General features: G+C 65.8%; 19 protein-coding genes. 8 read left to right on the forward strand and 11 right to left on the reverse strand.

What is annotated here, in order from left to right; all coding sequences use genetic code 11:
• Positions 1 to 59 precede the first annotated feature (59 nt).
• A complete protein-coding gene (locus tag ACT2FV_RS26100) occupies positions 60 to 1,118 on the forward strand; it encodes a C40 family peptidase (RefSeq protein ID WP_444505105.1) in 1,059 nt (352 codons plus the stop codon).
• Between the two features lie 115 nt (positions 1,119 to 1,233).
• Here ACT2FV_RS26100 and ACT2FV_RS26105 read toward each other — a convergent pair whose 3' ends face one another.
• The 10 genes from ACT2FV_RS26105 to ACT2FV_RS26150 all read right to left on the reverse strand — a co-directional run bounded on the left by ACT2FV_RS26105 (position 1,234) and on the right by ACT2FV_RS26150 (position 8,873).
• Complete coding sequence (locus tag ACT2FV_RS26105) at positions 1,234 to 2,244, reverse strand: inorganic phosphate transporter (RefSeq protein ID WP_059604254.1); 1,011 nt, start codon at positions 2,242 to 2,244, stop codon at positions 1,234 to 1,236.
• Between the two features lie 10 nt (positions 2,245 to 2,254).
• The gene (locus tag ACT2FV_RS26110) at positions 2,255 to 2,881 is read right to left on the reverse strand and encodes a DUF47 domain-containing protein (RefSeq protein WP_044847234.1); all 627 of its coding nucleotides are present in this window, start codon (positions 2,879 to 2,881) and stop codon (positions 2,255 to 2,257) included.
• A gap of 146 nt (positions 2,882 to 3,027) precedes the next feature.
• Positions 3,028 to 4,410 (reverse strand): replicative DNA helicase, encoded by a 1,383-nt coding sequence (locus ACT2FV_RS26115; protein WP_006486249.1) that lies wholly within the window; start codon positions 4,408 to 4,410, stop codon positions 3,028 to 3,030.
• Between the two features lie 135 nt (positions 4,411 to 4,545).
• Positions 4,546 to 4,998 (reverse strand): 50S ribosomal protein L9, encoded by a 453-nt coding sequence (gene rplI / locus ACT2FV_RS26120; protein ID WP_059604251.1) that lies wholly within the window; start codon positions 4,996 to 4,998, stop codon positions 4,546 to 4,548.
• A 27-nt stretch (positions 4,999 to 5,025) separates the two neighbouring features.
• Positions 5,026 to 5,301 (reverse strand): 30S ribosomal protein S18, encoded by a 276-nt coding sequence (rpsR, locus tag ACT2FV_RS26125; protein ID WP_004193360.1) that lies wholly within the window; start codon positions 5,299 to 5,301, stop codon positions 5,026 to 5,028.
• Positions 5,302 to 5,305: 4 nt separating this feature from the next.
• The gene (gene priB, locus ACT2FV_RS26130; protein WP_006486250.1) at positions 5,306 to 5,605 is read right to left on the reverse strand and encodes a primosomal replication protein N; all 300 of its coding nucleotides are present in this window, start codon (positions 5,603 to 5,605) and stop codon (positions 5,306 to 5,308) included.
• Between the two features lie 40 nt (positions 5,606 to 5,645).
• Positions 5,646 to 6,020, reverse strand: coding sequence for a 30S ribosomal protein S6 (rpsF, locus tag ACT2FV_RS26135; protein ID WP_006755436.1), 375 nt, complete (start codon positions 6,018 to 6,020; stop codon positions 5,646 to 5,648).
• Positions 6,021 to 6,262: 242 nt separating this feature from the next.
• On the reverse strand, positions 6,263 to 7,162 hold the full coding sequence (locus ACT2FV_RS26140; RefSeq protein ID WP_444505106.1) for an anti-sigma factor family protein: 900 nt from the start codon (positions 7,160 to 7,162) through the stop codon (positions 6,263 to 6,265).
• On the reverse strand, positions 7,152 to 7,799 hold the full coding sequence (locus tag ACT2FV_RS26145) for an RNA polymerase sigma factor (protein ID WP_444505107.1): 648 nt from the start codon (positions 7,797 to 7,799) through the stop codon (positions 7,152 to 7,154). Before ACT2FV_RS26145 ends, ACT2FV_RS26140 begins: the two co-directional genes overlap by 11 nt.
• A 162-nt stretch (positions 7,800 to 7,961) precedes the next feature.
• A complete protein-coding gene (locus ACT2FV_RS26150) occupies positions 7,962 to 8,873 on the reverse strand; it encodes a LysR family transcriptional regulator (RefSeq protein WP_059604243.1) in 912 nt (303 codons plus the stop codon).
• 172 nt (positions 8,874 to 9,045) lie between these two features.
• On the opposite strand from ACT2FV_RS26150, the gene gcl reads away from it, so the two are divergent.
• The 4 genes from gcl to lysM all read left to right on the forward strand — a co-directional run bounded on the left by gcl (position 9,046) and on the right by lysM (position 13,548).
• A complete protein-coding gene (gcl, locus tag ACT2FV_RS26155) occupies positions 9,046 to 10,821 on the forward strand; it encodes a glyoxylate carboligase (protein ID WP_444505108.1) in 1,776 nt (591 codons plus the stop codon).
• Positions 10,822 to 10,865: 44 nt separating this feature from the next.
• The gene (gene hyi, locus ACT2FV_RS26160; RefSeq protein WP_059604237.1) at positions 10,866 to 11,675 is read left to right on the forward strand and encodes a hydroxypyruvate isomerase; all 810 of its coding nucleotides are present in this window, start codon (positions 10,866 to 10,868) and stop codon (positions 11,673 to 11,675) included.
• Positions 11,676 to 11,712: 37 nt separating this feature from the next.
• Positions 11,713 to 12,621, forward strand: coding sequence for a 2-hydroxy-3-oxopropionate reductase (locus ACT2FV_RS26165; protein WP_260437096.1), 909 nt, complete (start codon positions 11,713 to 11,715; stop codon positions 12,619 to 12,621).
• A gap of 456 nt (positions 12,622 to 13,077) precedes the next feature.
• Positions 13,078 to 13,548, forward strand: coding sequence for a peptidoglycan-binding protein LysM (gene lysM, locus ACT2FV_RS26170; protein WP_021162125.1), 471 nt, complete (start codon positions 13,078 to 13,080; stop codon positions 13,546 to 13,548).
• Between the two features lie 84 nt (positions 13,549 to 13,632).
• Here lysM and ACT2FV_RS26175 read toward each other — a convergent pair whose 3' ends face one another.
• The gene (locus tag ACT2FV_RS26175; protein ID WP_151050969.1) at positions 13,633 to 14,655 is read right to left on the reverse strand and encodes an asparaginase; all 1,023 of its coding nucleotides are present in this window, start codon (positions 14,653 to 14,655) and stop codon (positions 13,633 to 13,635) included.
• Positions 14,656 to 14,927: 272 nt separating this feature from the next.
• Here ACT2FV_RS26175 and ACT2FV_RS26180 point away from each other — a divergent pair, with 272 nt between their 5' ends.
• From ACT2FV_RS26180 to ACT2FV_RS26190, 3 genes are all read left to right on the forward strand, one after another.
• Positions 14,928 to 15,218, forward strand: a complete 291-nt coding sequence (locus tag ACT2FV_RS26180) for a PsiF family protein (RefSeq protein WP_044843641.1) — start codon at positions 14,928 to 14,930, stop codon at positions 15,216 to 15,218.
• Positions 15,219 to 15,537: 319 nt separating this feature from the next.
• On the forward strand, positions 15,538 to 15,999 hold the full coding sequence (locus tag ACT2FV_RS26185) for a hypothetical protein (RefSeq protein WP_059464355.1): 462 nt from the start codon (positions 15,538 to 15,540) through the stop codon (positions 15,997 to 15,999).
• Positions 16,000 to 16,227: 228 nt separating this feature from the next.
• Positions 16,228 to 16,815 carry a BPSL1445 family SYLF domain-containing lipoprotein gene (locus ACT2FV_RS26190; protein ID WP_059680074.1) on the forward strand — a complete coding sequence of 196 codons (588 nt, stop codon included), beginning with the start codon at positions 16,228 to 16,230 and terminating at the stop codon, positions 16,813 to 16,815.
• The last annotated feature ends 69 nt before the right edge of the window (positions 16,816 to 16,884 follow it).

Genomic DNA, 16,884 nt, shown 5'->3' on the forward strand with positions numbered 1-16,884 from the left:
CCATCGGGTCTGTCTGTTGTCATACGATTGGCGAGCGCCCTGCGCTCGTCCGCCATGTCATGCTTCGAATCTGGGTTCCCGTCGCCGTCGTTTCACTGCTCGCGGCCTGCTCCAGCGTGCCGCAGCAGTCGGCTTCGCGCGCCTCGGGCATGAAGATCACGACGCCGCGCGCGTTCCCGGCGCCTGCCAATTTCCCGAAATTCGTCGATCACAGCGTCGGCCAGGAAGAGATCTCGATCCAGGCGATGAGCCTCGTCGGCGTGCCGTACCGCTGGGGCGGCAACACGCCGACGAGCGGCTTCGACTGCAGCGGGCTCGTGCGCTACGTAATCGGCCGCGCGGCCGACGTGAACCTGCCGCGCACGACCGCCGACATGAGCAGCCGCGGCGTGTCGATCGACCCCGACCAGGTCGCGCCGGGCGACCTGATCTTCTTCAATACGACCGGACGCCCGCATTCGCACGTCGGCATCTACGTCGGCAAGCTGCGCTTTGTCAACGCGCCGTCGACCGGCGGCACCGTGCGGCTCGACTACCTGACGAACCCGTACTGGGCCAAGCGCTTCGACGGCATTCGCCGTGTCGCGCCGCCGCGCGGTACGCCAGCACCGTTCGATGCGCCGACCTACGAGGCACGGCGCGATGCGCCAACGGCCGCACCGGCCCCGGTCGTCGCAGCCGCCGTGCCGCGGCAGCCGGCCTACGCTTCGTCACAAGCCGGCGCCACACCGTCGCCGGCTCCGGTCATGCTGGGGGCACCGGTCGTATCGACCGCAGCGGTCGCCCCGGCAGCCGCCCCGTCCGTCGATCCTTACGAACCGCCGCCGCCGCGCATGCCGGCAGCCCAGCAGCAGGCGGCATCCGCGAATGGCGACATGACCGCGATGACGGCGAACGTAGTCCCGACGGAGACCGGCACGCAGATTCCGACGACGGCACTGACGGCCGCCCAGGCTGCCGCGTTCGATACGGAGCCCCCGCCTGCGGCCGCCGCGCCGTCGCCGCGCGACATCGAGCCCGTGCAGGTGCTGCGTGCGTCGACGCAATCCGCGCCGCGCGGCCCGCGCACCGGCACCGCGGACGATCCGATCGCCCGCTTCGCGAACGGCAGTTACTGACCCGCCCCATCCCGGCGGCAACCCCGCCAGTCCCGCCCCTTTCCCGACCACCAAAGAAAATGCGCCGCAACCTTTCGGTTTGCGGCGCATGTCGCGTCGTCCGGCAGCGTCGGAATCAGAAGATCTGATGCCCGATCCACCATCCGCCCGCGGCGATCAGCGCAGACGCCGGAATCGTCAGCACCCAGGCCCACACGATGTTGCCGGCAACGCCCCAACGCACGGCCGACAGCTTCTGCGTCGCGCCGACGCCGACAATCGCACCGGTAATCGTGTGCGTGGTCGACACCGGAATGCCGAGGAACGACGCGATGAACAGCGTGATCGCCCCGCCGCTTTCGGCACAGAAACCGCCGACCGGCTTGAGCTTCGTGATCTTCTGGCCCATCGTACGGACGATTCGCCAGCCGCCGAACAGCGTGCCGAGGCCCATCGACAGGTAGCACGCGCCGATCACCCACGCGGGCGGTGCATCGGAGGTCGCCGACGCATAGCCCGACGCGATCAGCAGCATCCAGATGATGCCGATCGTCTTCTGCGCGTCGTTGCCGCCGTGGCCCAGGCTGTACAGACCGGCCGACAGCAGCTGGAGCCGGCGGAAGCGCCGGTCGACCTTGCTGGGTGCGGTACGGAAATACAGCCACGACACGCCGAGCATGAACAGCGAACCGAGGATGAAGCCGAGCAGCGGCGAGATGAAGATGAACGCGACGGTCTTCATCAGGCCGTCGATGTTCAGCGAGCTCCAGCCCGACTTCGCGAGCGCCGAGCCGACGAGGCCGCCGATCAGCGCGTGCGACGAGCTCGACGGAATCCCGTAATACCACGTGATCACGTTCCAGCCGATCGCACCGACCAGCGCACCGAACACGACATAGTGGTCGACGATCTCGGGGTCGATCGTGCCTTTACCGACCGTCTGCGCAACTTTCAGGTGGAAGATGAAATACGCGATGACGTTGAACGCGGCTGCGAACACCACGGCTTGCTGGGGTTTCAGCACCCCGGTCGACACGACGGTGGCGATCGAGTTCGCCGCGTCGTGGAAGCCGTTCATGAAGTCGAATACGAGCGCGACGAGTACGAGCGTCGCGACCATCCATAGGGCGAGTTGTATCGAATGCATCGTGGTCCGCTCAGGCGTTTTCCAACACGATGCCTTCGATGATGTTCGCGACGTCCTCGCACTTGTCGGTGATCTCCTCGAGCAACTCGTAGATCGCCTTCAGCTTGATGAGCGTCTTCACGTCGTCTTCCTCGCGGAACAGCTTCGACATCGCCGCGCGCAGCACGCGATCGGCTTCCGACTCCCAGCGGTCGATCTCCTCGCACTGCTTGAGGATCTGCGCCGACTGCTTCATGTCCGACAGCAATCCGACGGCCTGCTGCACGTGCTGGGCCGACTGCGTGACGATGTGCGCGAGCTGGCTCGCCTCGGACGTGACGGACTGCACGTCGTACAGCGACACGGCCGTGGCGACGTCTTCCATCAGGTCGAGGATGTCGTCCATCGTCGTGATCAGCTTGTGGATCTCGTCGCGATCGAGCGGCGTGATGAAGGTCTTGTGCAGCAGATCGATCGCTTCATGCGTCAGCTTGTCAGCGGCCTTCTCGGCGGTCTGCACGTTTTGCTTGTGAATCTCGGCGTCGGCGAGATTGTCGATCAGCAGTTCGAGCTCGCGGCCACCGGAAACGATGTGCTTCGCGTGCGCGTTGAAGAGTTCAAAGAACTTGCCCTCGGTGGGCATGAATCGACCGAACATGGGATTCCTGAGAGATTGTCAAACGACTGTCACGAAAACGGGCGATATTGTACCGTTTTCGGTTGCGACGCGACGCGCGCATATGCGCGCGCCGGGATTGGATACAACGCTTGGTGAAATAACGGTTTACATCTGGCGAAGAAGTGTTACTCGCCGTAGAAGGTCTGCGCCCCCGCAAAGTTGTCGAACTTCGTGTATTGACCCAGGAACGTGAGCCGAACGGGCCCGATCGGACCGTTACGCTGCTTGCCGATGATGATTTCGGCCGTGCCCTTGTCCGGGCTGTCCGGGTTGTAGACCTCGTCACGATAGATGAACAGGATCACGTCCGCGTCCTGTTCGATTGCGCCCGATTCACGCAAATCGGACATCACCGGACGCTTGTTCGGACGCTGCTCCAGCCCGCGGTTCAGCTGCGACAGCGCGATCACCGGCACGTCCAGTTCCTTGGCCAGACTCTTCAGCGATCGCGAGATTTCCGAGATTTCGGTCGCGCGGTTCTCGCCCTGCGACGAGCCCGACATCAGCTGCAGGTAGTCGACGATGATCAGGCCGAGCTTGCCGCACTGGCGGGCCAGACGCCGCGCGCGCGAGCGCAATTCCATCGGGTTCAGGCCGCCTGTCTCGTCGATGAAGAGCTGCGCCTCACTCATCTTCTGCACCGCATGCGTCAGCTTCGGCCAGTCCTCGTCCGTCAGCCGGCCGGTACGCATCCGGTGCTGGTCGAGGCGGCCGATCGAGCCGAGCATACGCATCACGAGCTGGGTGCCCGGCATTTCCATCGAAAACACCGCCACCGGCAGCCCGTACTCGACCGCAACGTATTCGCCGATGTTCATCGAAAATGCGGTCTTACCCATCGACGGCCGCCCCGCGACGATGATCAATTCGCCGCCGTGCATCCCGGACGTCATCCGGTCGAGGTCGACGAAGCCCGTCGGCGTGCCCGTGACGTCGCTCGGGTTCGCGGTGTGATACAGCGTGTCGATGCGCTCGACGACCTGCGTGAGCAGCGGACCGATCTCGAGGAAGCCCTGGTTGCCGCGCGCGCCTTCTTCGGCGATCGAGAACACCTTCGACTCGGCCTCGTCGAGCAGCTGGCGAACTTCCTTGCCCTGCGGATTGAACGCGTCGGCCGAGATTTCGTCGGCGACCGACACGAGCCGGCGCAGCACGGCGCGGTCACGCACGATTTCCGCGTAGCGGCGGATGTTCGCGGCGCTCGGCGTATTCTGCGCGAGTGCGTTCAGGTAGGCGAGGCCGCCGACGTCGTCGGCCTTGCCGGACGTGGTCAGCGCTTCGTACACGGTCACGACGTCGGCCGGGCGCGTCGACGCGATCAGCCGGCCGATGTGCTCGTAGATGATCCGATGGTCGTAGCGATAAAAGTCGCCCTGCGACAGGAAGTCGGCAATCCGGTCCCATGCCGCGTTGTCGAGCAACAGGCCGCCGAGCACCGACTGCTCGGCTTCGACCGAATGTGGCGGGACTTTCAGCGATTCGATTTGAGGATCTTGCGGCGCGTTCATGGGTTGGGATTATCGCGAATTGATCGCGGCAGCGCTACCGCTCCGGCGATCGGGCAATAAAAAAGGCAGGCCCCGGTTGCCCGGGCGCCTGCCCTTGTCCGGTCGACGGAAGCCGCCCGGAAAGCCTGCGTACGCTTACGCGTGGTCGCCGATCACGTTGATCGTGACGTCGACGATGACGTCCGTGTGCAGCGCGATCTGAACGACGTGCTCGCCGATCATCTTCAGCGGGCCTTCCGGCATGCGAACTTGCAGCTTCTCGACTTCGAAACCTGCCTTCTTCAGCAGTTCCGCGACGTCGCCGTTCGTGACCGAGCCGAACAGACGGCCGTCAACGCCCGACTTCTGCGTGATTTCGAACGACTGGCCGTTCAGCTTCTCGCCGACTGCCTGCGATGCCGCCAGCTTTTCAGCGGCGATCTTTTCGAGTTCAGCGCGGCGAACTTCGAATTCGGCGATCGCTTCCTTCGTTGCACGGCGAGCCTTGCGGTTCGGGATCAGGAAGTTGCGAGCGTAACCGTCCTTGACCTTGACGATATCGCCGAGGTTGCCCAGATTGGCGACTTTTTCCAACAGAATGATTTGCATTCGAATTCTCCTTATTGCGTCGCCTGATTACGCCTTGTGCTGATCGGTGTACGGCAGCAGCGCGAGGAAACGCGCACGCTTGATTGCCGTGTCCAGCTGACGCTGATAGTGCGCCTTCGTACCCGTCAGACGAGCCGGCGTGATCTTGCCGTTTTCGCCGATGAAGTCCTTCAGCGTTTCCGTGTCCTTGTAGTCGATCTGCTCGACGCCGGCAGCCGTGAAACGGCAGAACTTCTTGCGCTTGAAGAGCGGGTTTTGTTGCTGACGACGCTTGTCGAATTTCTTACCAGTCGGGCGGGCCATGATTTCAGTCCTTTCCTATGTCCTGCAATGCAGTGATGTGAAACACCAAGGTTCTCGCGTTGCGGCTTTTCTTTGCCAGGAAGCCCGTGAACAGCGTCTCGACGCCCATTTCACGGCTTTCCAGCTTGCCGCTCGCCTCACCGGCCGCCACCGCCTCGATCGTCATTTCGACCTGACGGGGAATGCCTGCTTCAACGACTTCCGTGCGGTGATGCAACGTGGCGCTTGCGATCGGAACACCTGCCGGCGTATATCGCACCGGTGCGCGTTCGACGACGCTCGCCGTCAATTGCAACCTGTTCACGTGAGTGACGCGCTCCTTGATGGCTTAATGAGTGACGAACTTAAGCCTGCGCTTCGGTCGGCTGAGCTGCGGCCGCCTTCTTGGCTTCTTCGCGCTGAACTTCCTTCATCATCGGCGACGGGCCGGTCTCGGCCTTCTTCATCTTGACGATGAGGTGACGCAGCACGGCGTCGTTGAACTTGAACGCGTGTTCGAGTTCGTCGAGCGTCGTCTGGTCGCACTCGATGTTCATGCAGACGTAGTGAGCCTTCGCGAGTTTCTCGATCATGTAGGCCAGCTGGCGACGGCCCCAGTCTTCGACACGGTGGATCTGGCCGCCGTGCGTCGTGATCGTGGTCTTGTAACGCTCGATCATCGCGGGCACTTGCTCGCTCTGATCGGGGTGCACGATGAATACGATTTCGTAATGACGCATTACACACTCCTTGTGGATTGAAGCCACCCGGGCGTCTGAACCGGTGTGGCAAGTGAGAAGCCGAAGATTCTAACCCGGATACGGGGAGCATGCAACACCGATCGACGATTTCCGACCGGATTCGGCCATGTTTTCAAAGACTTGAACGGTGCCGACAATTCAAAAGGCTGTCGGTGCGTCCGCTCAAGAATCGGGGACGGAGCGTCGCGCGCAGGATGACGGGCCGGTGGCGCGACCTGCCGTCACTCGCTGCGCGCCCCGCCCAGCCGCGCGTCGAGCGCCGTCCTGAACGCGGCCAGCGCCGACGGCTCGGCGTCCGTCACGGCCCACCACGTCATCCCGGCCGCATCCCAGCGGTCGAGCGCGTAACCCTGCGACACGGTCGCGTACGGCGCACCCTGCCGCCCAACGCCGGCCGGCCACACGTACACGTCGATCACGTGCTGCCGGTACCGGTAGACGAGCACTGCGACGCGGCGCCGCCCGACGTAGTCGAGCCGGCCGCCGGCCAGCGGGAAACCGCTCGCCGACAGGTCCTCGACCGGCGGCGCATAGTCGAGTCGGCCGTTGAACCACGGCTTGACCGTATGCCGGTCGGTCGAGATCACGTCGATGTCGCGCGCCGACAGGCCGGCCCGCACGTGGCTCGCGACCAGTTCGTCGACCGTCTGGCCGGTTTCGGCGTGGCGCGCGGACACCACCATTCCGGCGGCCGCGGCCAGCGCGATCACCAGCGCCACGCCCCACCCAAGCCCGGGCAGCGCCGGGACACGCGGCCCCGGCCCGGCAGGCACCGGGCGAGCCGGCTCGCCGCGCCCGGTCGGCCATGAGAACCAGCGGCGACCGTTCGGTCGAGGTCGCGGCCGCGCCGCTGCGTCAGGCTCCGGTTCCGCGCGGGCTTGCCTGCGCGCCCCCGCGCCACCCGCCGCCGGCAGCCCCGCGAGGATGCTCGCCCGCAGCGCATCCGGCGCGCGATGATAGTCGGCCTGCCCCACGATCCGCCCCAGCGCGACGATTCGTTCGCGTTCGCGGCGGCACGCGTCGCACCCTTCGACATGCCGCTGGATGCGCAATGCATCGGGCGCCGACAGCTCGCGGTCGACATCCGCGTCCAGCAACGCTCGCGCTTCGTTACAGTCCATCGATCGCCTCCGATGCGGTTCCGCTTGCCGACGCACGTCCCGGCGCGGGTTTGGACGTCGACGCCGCCGCCGCCGTGTCGCCCAGCAGCGCGGCGAGCCTGCGCCGGCCGCGTGCAAGCCGCGACATCACGGTACCGACGGGCACGTCGGCGATCGCCGCGATCTCGCGGTAACTCAAATCCTCCATCTCGCGCAGTACCAGCACCTCGCGATATTCGGGCGACAGCTTCGCGAGCGCCGCGTTCACCAGCCGCACGTTTTCGCCGCGCAGCAACTGCGCGAGCGGATCCTCGGTCGCCGGCTGCCAGTCGTCGGGCACTTCCGTGTCGTCGAGCGTGTCGGGCAATGCAACCTCGTGCGCGTGGGTGCGGCGGCGCCACTCGGTGTACCAGGTGTGGCGCACGATCGTCAGCAGCCAAGGTCGCGCGTTGTCGCCACGACACGAGTCGACGAAGCGCAGCGCGCGCATGCACGCGTCCTGGACGACGTCGTCCGCGTCGCCCGCATTGCCGCTCAGCCAGCGCGCGAGGTTGTACGCGGCGTCGAGATGCGGCAACACGAGCGCGCGAAACCGCTCGCCACGCGCGACCGCGTCGTCCTCCGTCCGTTCGTCGACCGCCTGTCCGGCTTGCCCCACATGGCCTCCCTGGTCCCGGCGGCCGAAGCCGCGCCCGTTCCGCGCCCGGTGCCCGGACAGACCGGCAGCGTGCGCACTCGATGACCTTACCGCCGCTGCGTCGAGTTTATTCCCGCATGAAGCCGATGATGCGCAAAAAAATGCCGGAACCTGCCGCGCCCGTTACGGCGTGCTGCTCCAGTAGCCGGGGCGCGCATACGCTTCGCGCAGGTAGTCGATGAAGTAGCGCACGCGCGCGGGCACGTAGCGCTGCTGCGGATAGACCGCGAGGATGTCGTAGTCGGGCAGCGCATATTCGTCGAGCACCGTCTCGAGTTCGCCCGTCTCGAGCTGTGCGGCGATTTCCCAGGTCGAGCGCCAGCCGAGCCCGAGGCTTTCCGCTACCCAGCGATGCAGCAGCTCGCCGTCGTTGCAGTCGAGATTGCCGGCCACCCGCATCGTCACGATCTTGCCGTGGCGCTGGAAATACCAGCCGCGGTTCTGGCCCCCCTGCAGGTTGAACGCGAGACAGTTGTGCCTGAGCAGGTCGTCGAGCGACTTCGGCCGGCCGTGGCGGCGGAAATAGTCAGGCGTGCCGCACACGACGCGCCGGTTCGACGCGAGCTTTACCGCGACGAAGTTCGGGTCGACCGAGCCGCCGATCCGGATCGACAGGTCGTAGCCTTCGCGCACGAGATCGACGACACGATCGGTCAGGTTGAACGACAGCTGCATTTCCGGCTTGTCGGCGAGGAAACCGGGCGCGTGCGGCGCCACGTGCTTGCGGCCGAACGCGGCTGGCGCGGACACGATCAGGTGCCCGCTGACCGCGCGGCGGCCGGCGGCCAGTTCGTTCTCGGCCTGGTCCCATTCGGACAACAGCCCGCGGCAGCGCTCGAGGAACGCGGCGCCCTCCTCGCTGACCACCAGCCGCCGCGTCGAGCGGTACATCAGCTTCACGCCGAGGCGCTTCTCCAGCGCGTCGATGCGCCGCCCCAGCACCACCGGCGACACACCCTCCTCGAGCGCGGCCGCCGCGAGGCTGCCCGCGTCCGCGACTCGCACGAACGTCTCGATCTGCTTGAAACGATCCATCTCCCGTCTCCATCCCGGCTCCGACACCGGCGGAAAAACCCCGTCCGGCCGTCATTCCATACTTTTAGTTTCGAAATAAGTAACTTCGGCTGATCTTATCAAACCTTTCTTGCATCCCTAAAGTGTTCCCAACAGACCGATTCGCAAGATCCGCACATTCAAGGAGACATTCATGGCCAAGATGAGAGCCGTCGACGCAGCCGTACTCGTGCTCGAGAAGGAAGGCATCCAGACCGCGTTCGGCGTGCCGGGCGCAGCAATCAACCCGTTCTATTCCGCGATGCGCAAGTCGGGCGGCATCAGCCATGTGCTTGCCCGCCACGTCGAAGGTGCGTCGCACATGGCCGAAGGCTTCACGCGCGCCGCGCCGGGCAACATCGGCGTGTGCATCGGCACGTCGGGCCCCGCCGGCACCGACATGATCACCGGCCTGTACTCCGCGTCGGCCGACTCGATTCCGATCCTCGCGATCACGGGCCAGGCACCGCGTGCGCGCCTGTACAAGGAAGACTTCCAGGCCGTCGACATCGAGTCGATCGCGAAGCCCGTCACCAAGTGGGCCGTCACCGTGCGCGAGCCGGCGCTGGTGCCGCGCGTGTTCCAGCAGGCGTTCCATCTGATGCGCTCGGGCCGCCCGGGCCCGGTGCTGGTCGACCTGCCGATCGACGTGCAGCTCGCCGAGATCGAATTCGACATCGACACGTATGAACCGCTGCCGGTCTACAAGCCCGCGGCAACCCGCGCGCAGATCGAGAAGGCGCTCGCAATGCTCAACGACGCGGACAAGCCGCTGATCGTGTCGGGCGGCGGCGTGCTCAACGCGGCGGCCGAAGACCTGCTCGTCCAGTTCGCCGAAACGATCGGCGTGCCCGTGATCCCGACGCTGATGTCGTGGGGCGCGATTGCCGACGACCACCCGCTGATGGCCGGCATGGTCGGCCTGCAGACGTCGCACCGCTACGGCAACGCGACGATGCTCGCGTCCGACTTCGTGCTCGGCATCGGCAACCGCTGGGCGAACCGCCACACGGGCAGCGTCGAGGTCTACACGAAGGGCCGCAAGTTCGTGCACGTCGACATCGAGCCGACCCAGATCGGCCGCGTGTTCGGCCCGGATCTCGGCATCGTGTCGGACGCGAAGGCCGCGCTGGAACTGTTCGTCGCCGTCGCGCAGGAATGGAAGGCCGCCGGCAAGCTGAAGGATCGCAGCGCATGGGTGTCCGAGTGCCAGGAACGCAAGCGCACGCTGCAGCGCAAGACCCACTTCGACAACGTGCCGGTCAAGCCGCAACGCGTGTACGAAGAGATGAACAAGGTGTTCGGCCGCGACACGTGCTACGTCAGCACGATCGGCCTGTCGCAGATCGCCGCCGCGCAGTTCCTGCATGTGTTCAAGGCGCGCAACTGGATCAACTGCGGCCAGGCCGGCCCGCTCGGCTGGACGATCCCCGCCGCGCTCGGCGTGCGTGCGGCCGACCCGCGCCGTCCGATCGTCGCACTGTCCGGTGACTACGACTTCCAGTTCATGATCGAGGAGCTGGCCGCCGGCGCGCAATTCAAGCTGCCGTACGTGCACGTCGTCGTGAACAACTCGTACCTCGGCCTGATCCGCCAGGCGCAGCGTGCGTTCGACATGGACTACTGCGTGCAGCTCGCGTTCGACAACGTCAACGCACCGGAGCTGAACGGCTATGGCGTCGACCACGTGGCGGTCGCCGAAGGCCTCGGCTGCAAGGCGCTGCGCGTGTTCAAGCCGGAAGAGATCGAGCCGGCGCTGCGTCAGGCGCAAACGCTCGCGGAAGAGTTCAGTGTGCCGGTCGTCGTCGAAGTGATCCTCGAGCGCATGACGAACATCTCGATGGGCACCGAAATCGACGCGATCAACGAGTTCGAGGAACTCGCCGAGAAGGCCGAACACGCGCCGACCGCGATCTCGATGCTCGACTGATCCGCACGACATTTTTTGACTGACCGACCGAAGAGGCTTAGCTCATGCCGAAGTTTGCTGCAAACCTGACCATGCTGTTCAACGAAGTGCCGTTCCTCGACCGCTTCAAGGCGGCCGCCGACGCGGGCTTCGACGCCGTCGAGTTCCTGTTCCCGTATCCGTACGCGAAAGAGGAACTCGCCGAGCGGCTCGAGACGCATCGCCTGCGCCTCGTGCTGCACAACCTGCCCGCGGGCAACTGGGATCAGGGCGAGCGCGGCATCGCGTGCCTGCCCGATCGCGTCGGCGAGTTCCAGGAAGGGGTCGGACGTGCGATCGAGTACGCGAAGGCGCTGAAGGTGCCGCAGCTGAACTGCCTCGTCGGCATCCCGTCGGCGAGCACGGCGCGCGACAAGACGTTCGTCACGATCGTCGACAACCTGCGCTTCGCCGCCGACGCGCTCAAGCGCGAAGGCATCCGCCTGCTCGTCGAGCCGTGCAACAGCTTCGATATCCCGGGCTTCGCGCTGAACCGCTCGTCAGAAGGGCTCGACGTGATCCGCGCGGTCGGCTCGGACAACCTGTTCCTGCAGTACGACATCTATCACATGCAGCGCATGGAAGGCGAACTGGCCGCGACGATCGAACGCAACCTCGCATCGATCGGCCACGTCCAGCTCGCGGACAACCCGGGCCGCAACGAGCCGGGTACGGGCGAGATCAATTACGCGTTCCTGTTCGCGCTGCTTGACCGGCTCGGCTACGCCGGCTACGTCGGCTGCGAATACAAGCCCCGCACCACCACGACGGAAGGCCTCGGCTGGCTGCAAAGCGTCGCCGGCTGCGCATCGGGCTCGGCGCGTCGCGCAGCCTGAGGCCCGCCCTTCCAGCGGCATTCCCACATACGCCCCTATAGGAGACTTTCACATGGCAACCATCGGTTTCATCGGCCTCGGCATCATGGGCGCGCACATGGCGCGCAACCTGCTCAAGGGCGATCATCAGCTCGTCGTGAACGGTGCGTTCCCGATTCCCGACGACCTGCGCGCCAGCGCGAAGGTCGTCGCAAACTCGACCGAAGTCGCGCAGAACGCCGACATCATCATCTCGATGGTGCCGGACACGCCCGACGTGCGTAACGTGCTGTTCGCCGACGACGGCGTCGCGAAGGGCCTCTCGGCCGGCAAGCTCGTGATCGACATGAGCTCGATCTCGCCGCTCGACACGCAGGAATTCGCGAAACAGATCAACGCGCTCGGCTGCGACTACCTCGACGCACCGGTGTCCGGCGGCGAAGTCGGCGCCCGCGAAGCGACGCTGACGATCATGGTCGGCGGCCCGGAGAAGGCCTTCGAGCGTGCGAAGCCGCTGTTCGAGAAGATGGGCAAGAACATCACGCTCGTCGGCGACAACGGCGCGGGCCAGACCTGCAAGGTGGCAAACCAGATCATTGTCGCGCTGAACATCGAAGCGGTCGGCGAAGCGCTGCTGTTTGCCGCACGCTCGGGTGCCGATCCGGAGCGCGTACGCCAGGCACTGATGGGCGGCTTCGCCGCGTCGCGCATCCTCGAAGTGCACGGCGCGCGCATGACGAAGCGCACGTTCGATCCGGGCTTCCGCATCGAGCTGCATCAGAAGGACCTGAACCTCGCGCTCGACGGTGCACGCAAGCTCGGCCTCGCACTGCCGCACACGGCGAGCGCACAGCAGCTGTTCAGCGTGTGCGCATCGCACGGCGGCAAGGCGTGGGATCACTCGGCACTCGTGCGTGCGCTCGAGATCATGTCGAACTTCGAGATCGGCCAGACGCCGGCCGCGTAACGCCGACTCAACGACGCGCGTTTCGCTGCAACGGCGAACGCGCGACGCACACACGCGATCCGGCCACGGCCGGTCGCATCGATGCATGCCTGTGCGTGCATCACGATGGGGCGCCCCGCCGCGTATTGCTGAAATGCGTGCGCGGCGGGGCGAAAAACGCCGCTCTGGGCTGAGAGCGGCGTGGTGGGGTCCGCAGCGGCACCCGGCGACGCCGGGGAAGCCTTGGTCGGTCAGACGTCGTCGTCGGGTGTCCGCCTGTCGGATTTCGCGTATTACATTTCTTTACGTTCGGGCGTGCGATTTTTCATGCAATCGTCGCGATGAACGCCTACACTTTCGCCACGCCTTTCGAGAAATCCGCCGCGCTTGCGCTCACTCCCGTGATCGCGCCCAGCGCGGTGTTTTTTTCGCCACTTCACGGCGCGTTTTCTTTTCAACCACCTAGGGAGTGCAACGATGGGTCTTCTTTCGTTTATCAAAGAGGCGGGTGAAAAACTGCTGGGTCACGCCGATGCGCAAGCAGCGGAAGATCCGAATGCCGCGAACCAGACCGCGGCCGATGCGATCAAGAACTACATCAACACGCAAGGTCTCGACACGTCGAACCTGACCGTGGCGTTCGACGGCGCATCGCGCACCGTCACGCTGTCGGGCAGCGTCGCCGACCTCGACACGAAGGCGAAGGTCAAGGTCGCGGCCGGCAACGTGCAAGGCGTCGCGGGCGTCAACGACGACGATCTGCAGCCGGACGATCCGGAAGTTCAGTACCACGATGTGAAGCCGGGCGACACGCTGTCGGCGATCGCCAAGGAAGTGTACGGCGACGCGAACAAGTACCCGGCGATCTTCGAGGCGAACAAGCCGATGCTGTCGAGCCCGGACCGCATCTATCCGGGTCAGAAGCTCGTGATTCCGCCGCAGTCCTGAGCATTCGCGCAGTACTGACGCAAAAAAAGGCAGGCCGATGGCCTGCCTTTTCTTCATGCGCGCCGCCCGATCGGCGTACAGCGGTCAAAGCGTATCGAATGCGCGTTGCAGCGCGTCGCGTCCGTGCATGCCGTTCGCGAGCGCAAGCATCAGCAGCACGCGTGCCTTGAACGGGCTCAGCGACCCGGCGCTCACGAAACCGAGCACGTCGTCGTTCGCGGCGCCGTTGCGCATCACGTGCCCCGAGCCGACGCGCGACGCACGCACCACGGCGACGCCCGCTTTCACCGCATCGGCGAGCGCCGCCTGCAGCGTCGCGTGGATCGACCCGTTGCCGGTGCCCGCCACGACGAGGCCGCGCACGCCGGCCGCCACCAGCGCGTCGACGGCCGTGCGCGTCACGCCCGCATAGCTCGCGACGACCTCGACCGGCGGCCACGTGGCAGCAATCGCCAGGTGCGCATCGCGCGAGCGCGTCACGCGGCGCGCGAATTCGACGCGGCCGTCCTGCACCCAGCCGAGCGCGCCCAGTTCCGGCGACTGGAATGCGTCGACCGCGTACGTGCTCGTCTTCACGACGTCGCGCGCGCCGTGGATCCGGTTGTTGAACGCGACGAGCACGCCCTGCCCGCGCGCGGCCGGGTGAGCGGCGACCGTCACCGCGTTCAGCAGGTTCAGCGGCCCGTCGGACGACAGCGCGGTGGCCGGCCGCATCGCGGCCGTCAGCACGACCGGCTTGTCGCCGGTCACGACCAGATGCAGCGCGTACGCGGTTTCCTCGAGCGTGTCGGTACCGTGGGTGATCACGATGCCGTCGATCGCCGGATCGGCCATCAGCGCGTCGATGCGCGCGGCGAGCGTATTCCAGAGCGGCAGCGCGAGATCCTTGCTGTCGATGCTGGCGACCTGCTCGGCATCGATGCGCGCGACCGACCCAAGCGCCGGCACCGCGTCGAGCAGGAAATTGACGCCGAGCGCGCCGGCCTGATAGCCGGCCGTGCTGGCGGCGTCCGGCGCGGCGCCGGCGATCGTGCCGCCAGTGGCGAGTACGGCGATGCGCGGCAGCGCCGGCGCGGACGAAGGAGTTGCGGTGTTCGAAATATTCATGGCCGCGATTGTAATCGCTCGCGGCCGGCATCCGGTAGGTCCCGTGCGCGCGCCCGGAGCCGAACGCGTCGCATCATGGTTTGTCCCGATCGCCGGCGTGCGCACGCCGTCAACGGCCGCGTTGCCCGCCGCGTTATAGGTATGCCGTTTTGGTGTTTTCACATTGATTTGCCATAATCGGAGCGCGCGGCGCGATGTGACCCTGTTCCCGTTGCGCCGGGCTTCGTGACGGCGTCGATATAAAACGCAATTCACCCCATGGGAGTGTCGAAATGAAAATCCAATCGCTCGTAGCCGCAGTCCTTCTCGGCGGCATGCTGGCTTCCCCCGCTTTCGCGGCGAACAGCCAGCAGGACAAGATGAAGGCCTGTAACACCCAGGCCGCCGGCAAGACGGGCGACGAACGCAAGGCGTTCATGAAGGACTGCCTGTCGGCCAAGCCCGCGAAGAAGATGTCGCAGCAGGAAAAGATGAAGGCCTGCAACACCCAGGCCGCCGACAAGAAGGGCGACGACCGCAAGGCATTCATGAAGAGTTGCCTGAGCAGCCAGCCGGCCGCCTGAGTTCCGGCGCTCCCGCGCGAATGCCGCGCACCGCTTCGGCGGGCGCGGCATTTTTGTTTTCGTTGCACGCGCATCGACGCGCGCGACGACGCCGGATGCGTCACCGCGCTGTCCGGCCAACGGCATCGTCGCCGTTGCGACATGCTCCACCACCCTCCCACCCCGCTTCCTTACACGCGCCGCACGAATGCCGCCACATGGTGCGGCAATTCGCCGCGATTTCTTCTATGATGGCTGCAACGCGGCCCATCCAAGTACAAGAAGCGCCATCGGGCCGCCCTCGAGACGGACGCGCACACCGCGTCAAACGGAGGCATGGATGGCATGGAGACAACACCGCTGGTTCCGCCGCTGGCTGATCGTGATCGTGTTCTGGGCCGTGCCCGTCGCGATCGTCGCCGTGCGCGAGATCCGCGAGGAAATGGCGTACAACAAGGCCGACCTGCAGCTCGCGCTGACCACCTGGCAGCTCACCGATGCGCAGCAGGCGGCAGGCGCCGCCGCGAAGTGCCACGGCGATCCTGACGCGGCGCGCGCCGCCGGCTGCCCGGCCGACGTGCTGGCCGCCAACGCGGCACGTCAGCAGGCAGCCCGGGACGAATACGTGGTGCGCCGCAATACGCTCGCCGGTTATCTGTGGCATGCATTCGTCGGCTATTGGGTCGTGCCGGCCGCGTTCCTGTTCGCGTGCGGGGTCGTGATCGCGCTGATCCGCCGCGCGCTGCGGCGCCCGCCGATCAAACCGCCTGCCCCGCCGGCACCACCCGTCACGCCGCACTGACGCGCAGCAACCGCTTCCCTTTCCCCTTTCCTGCCCCCCCGGCCGGCCGCACGACGTATGGCCGTACGCGCGCCGGTCCGTCCGTTGGCGCGCCGCGACACCCCAAAACGATTTGACGCTTTTTCACGCGCGAACGAAAAGGGATTGTAATCCGCTGTGATATAACTGCCGACGTGATCCGCTCCTTGAGCGAGACTCACTCCGAACGTCATCCGATGGAGAAGAACGATGCAAAAACGGAATCTTGTGCTGAAAGCCGCCGCTGCGCTTGTCGTCGGTAGCCTTGCGCTCACCGGTTGCACCACCACCCCCGACAAGCCCGACAATGCCGCAACCAACGCGTCGAAGCGTCAGGCGATCGATTCGAGCGTCGACGCAACGCTGTCGCGCATGTATTCCACGGTCAAGGGTTCGCGCGAACTCGTCGCGAAGTCGCGCGGCGTGCTCGTGTTCCCGGACGTGATCCAGGCAGGCTTCATCGTCGGCGGCCAGTCGGGCAACGGCGCACTGCGCGTCGGTGGCAGCACGGTCGGCTACTACAACACGTCGTCGCTGTCGGTCGGCCTGCAGGCCGGCGCGCAGTCGAAGGCGATCGTGTTCCTGTTCATGACGCAGGAAGCGCTCGACGAATTCCGCGGCTCGGACGGCTGGGCAGCCGGCGCCGGTGCATCGGTCGCGCTCGTGAAGATGGGCGCGAACGGCGCGGTCGACACGACCACGGCCACCGCGCCGGTCCAGGTCGTCGTGCTGACCAATGCCGGCCTGATGGGCGACGTGTCGATCAACGGCACGAAGGTCACGAAGCTGAAGATCTGACGCCGAGGCGTCCTCGCCCGTGCGCACCGCGCGCGGGCAACGTGCAAACGGCGATGTCCTTGCGGGCAT

Source organism: Burkholderia sp. PR2 (assembly GCF_052372875.1).
In the GTDB taxonomy this organism is placed as follows: domain Bacteria; phylum Pseudomonadota; class Gammaproteobacteria; order Burkholderiales; family Burkholderiaceae; genus Burkholderia; species Burkholderia diffusa.

Bases quoted from the DNA above. Each gene is read 5' to 3' on its own strand.
- ACT2FV_RS26100 (WP_444505105.1), top strand. From the start codon at position 60: ATGCTTCGAATCTGGGTTCCCGTCGCCGTCGTTTCACTGCTCGCGGCC.
- ACT2FV_RS26105 (WP_059604254.1), bottom strand. From the start codon at position 2,244: ATGCATTCGATACAACTCGCCCTATGGATGGTCGCGACGCTCGTACTC.
- ACT2FV_RS26110 (WP_044847234.1), bottom strand. From the start codon at position 2,881: ATGTTCGGTCGATTCATGCCCACCGAGGGCAAGTTCTTTGAACTCTTC.
- ACT2FV_RS26115 (WP_006486249.1), bottom strand. From the start codon at position 4,410: ATGAACGCGCCGCAAGATCCTCAAATCGAATCGCTGAAAGTCCCGCCA.
- rplI (WP_059604251.1), bottom strand. From the start codon at position 4,998: ATGCAAATCATTCTGTTGGAAAAAGTCGCCAATCTGGGCAACCTCGGC.
- rpsR (WP_004193360.1), bottom strand. From the start codon at position 5,301: ATGGCCCGCCCGACTGGTAAGAAATTCGACAAGCGTCGTCAGCAACAA.
- rpsF (WP_006755436.1), bottom strand. From the start codon at position 6,020: ATGCGTCATTACGAAATCGTATTCATCGTGCACCCCGATCAGAGCGAG.
- ACT2FV_RS26140 (WP_444505106.1), bottom strand. From the start codon at position 7,162: ATGGACTGTAACGAAGCGCGAGCGTTGCTGGACGCGGATGTCGACCGC.
- ACT2FV_RS26150 (WP_059604243.1), bottom strand. From the start codon at position 8,873: ATGGATCGTTTCAAGCAGATCGAGACGTTCGTGCGAGTCGCGGACGCG.
- gcl (WP_444505108.1), top strand. From the start codon at position 9,046: ATGGCCAAGATGAGAGCCGTCGACGCAGCCGTACTCGTGCTCGAGAAG.
- hyi (WP_059604237.1), top strand. From the start codon at position 10,866: ATGCCGAAGTTTGCTGCAAACCTGACCATGCTGTTCAACGAAGTGCCG.
- lysM (WP_021162125.1), top strand. From the start codon at position 13,078: ATGGGTCTTCTTTCGTTTATCAAAGAGGCGGGTGAAAAACTGCTGGGT.
- ACT2FV_RS26175 (WP_151050969.1), bottom strand. From the start codon at position 14,655: ATGAATATTTCGAACACCGCAACTCCTTCGTCCGCGCCGGCGCTGCCG.
- ACT2FV_RS26180 (WP_044843641.1), top strand. From the start codon at position 14,928: ATGAAAATCCAATCGCTCGTAGCCGCAGTCCTTCTCGGCGGCATGCTG.
- ACT2FV_RS26185 (WP_059464355.1), top strand. From the start codon at position 15,538: ATGGCATGGAGACAACACCGCTGGTTCCGCCGCTGGCTGATCGTGATC.
- ACT2FV_RS26190 (WP_059680074.1), top strand. From the start codon at position 16,228: ATGCAAAAACGGAATCTTGTGCTGAAAGCCGCCGCTGCGCTTGTCGTC.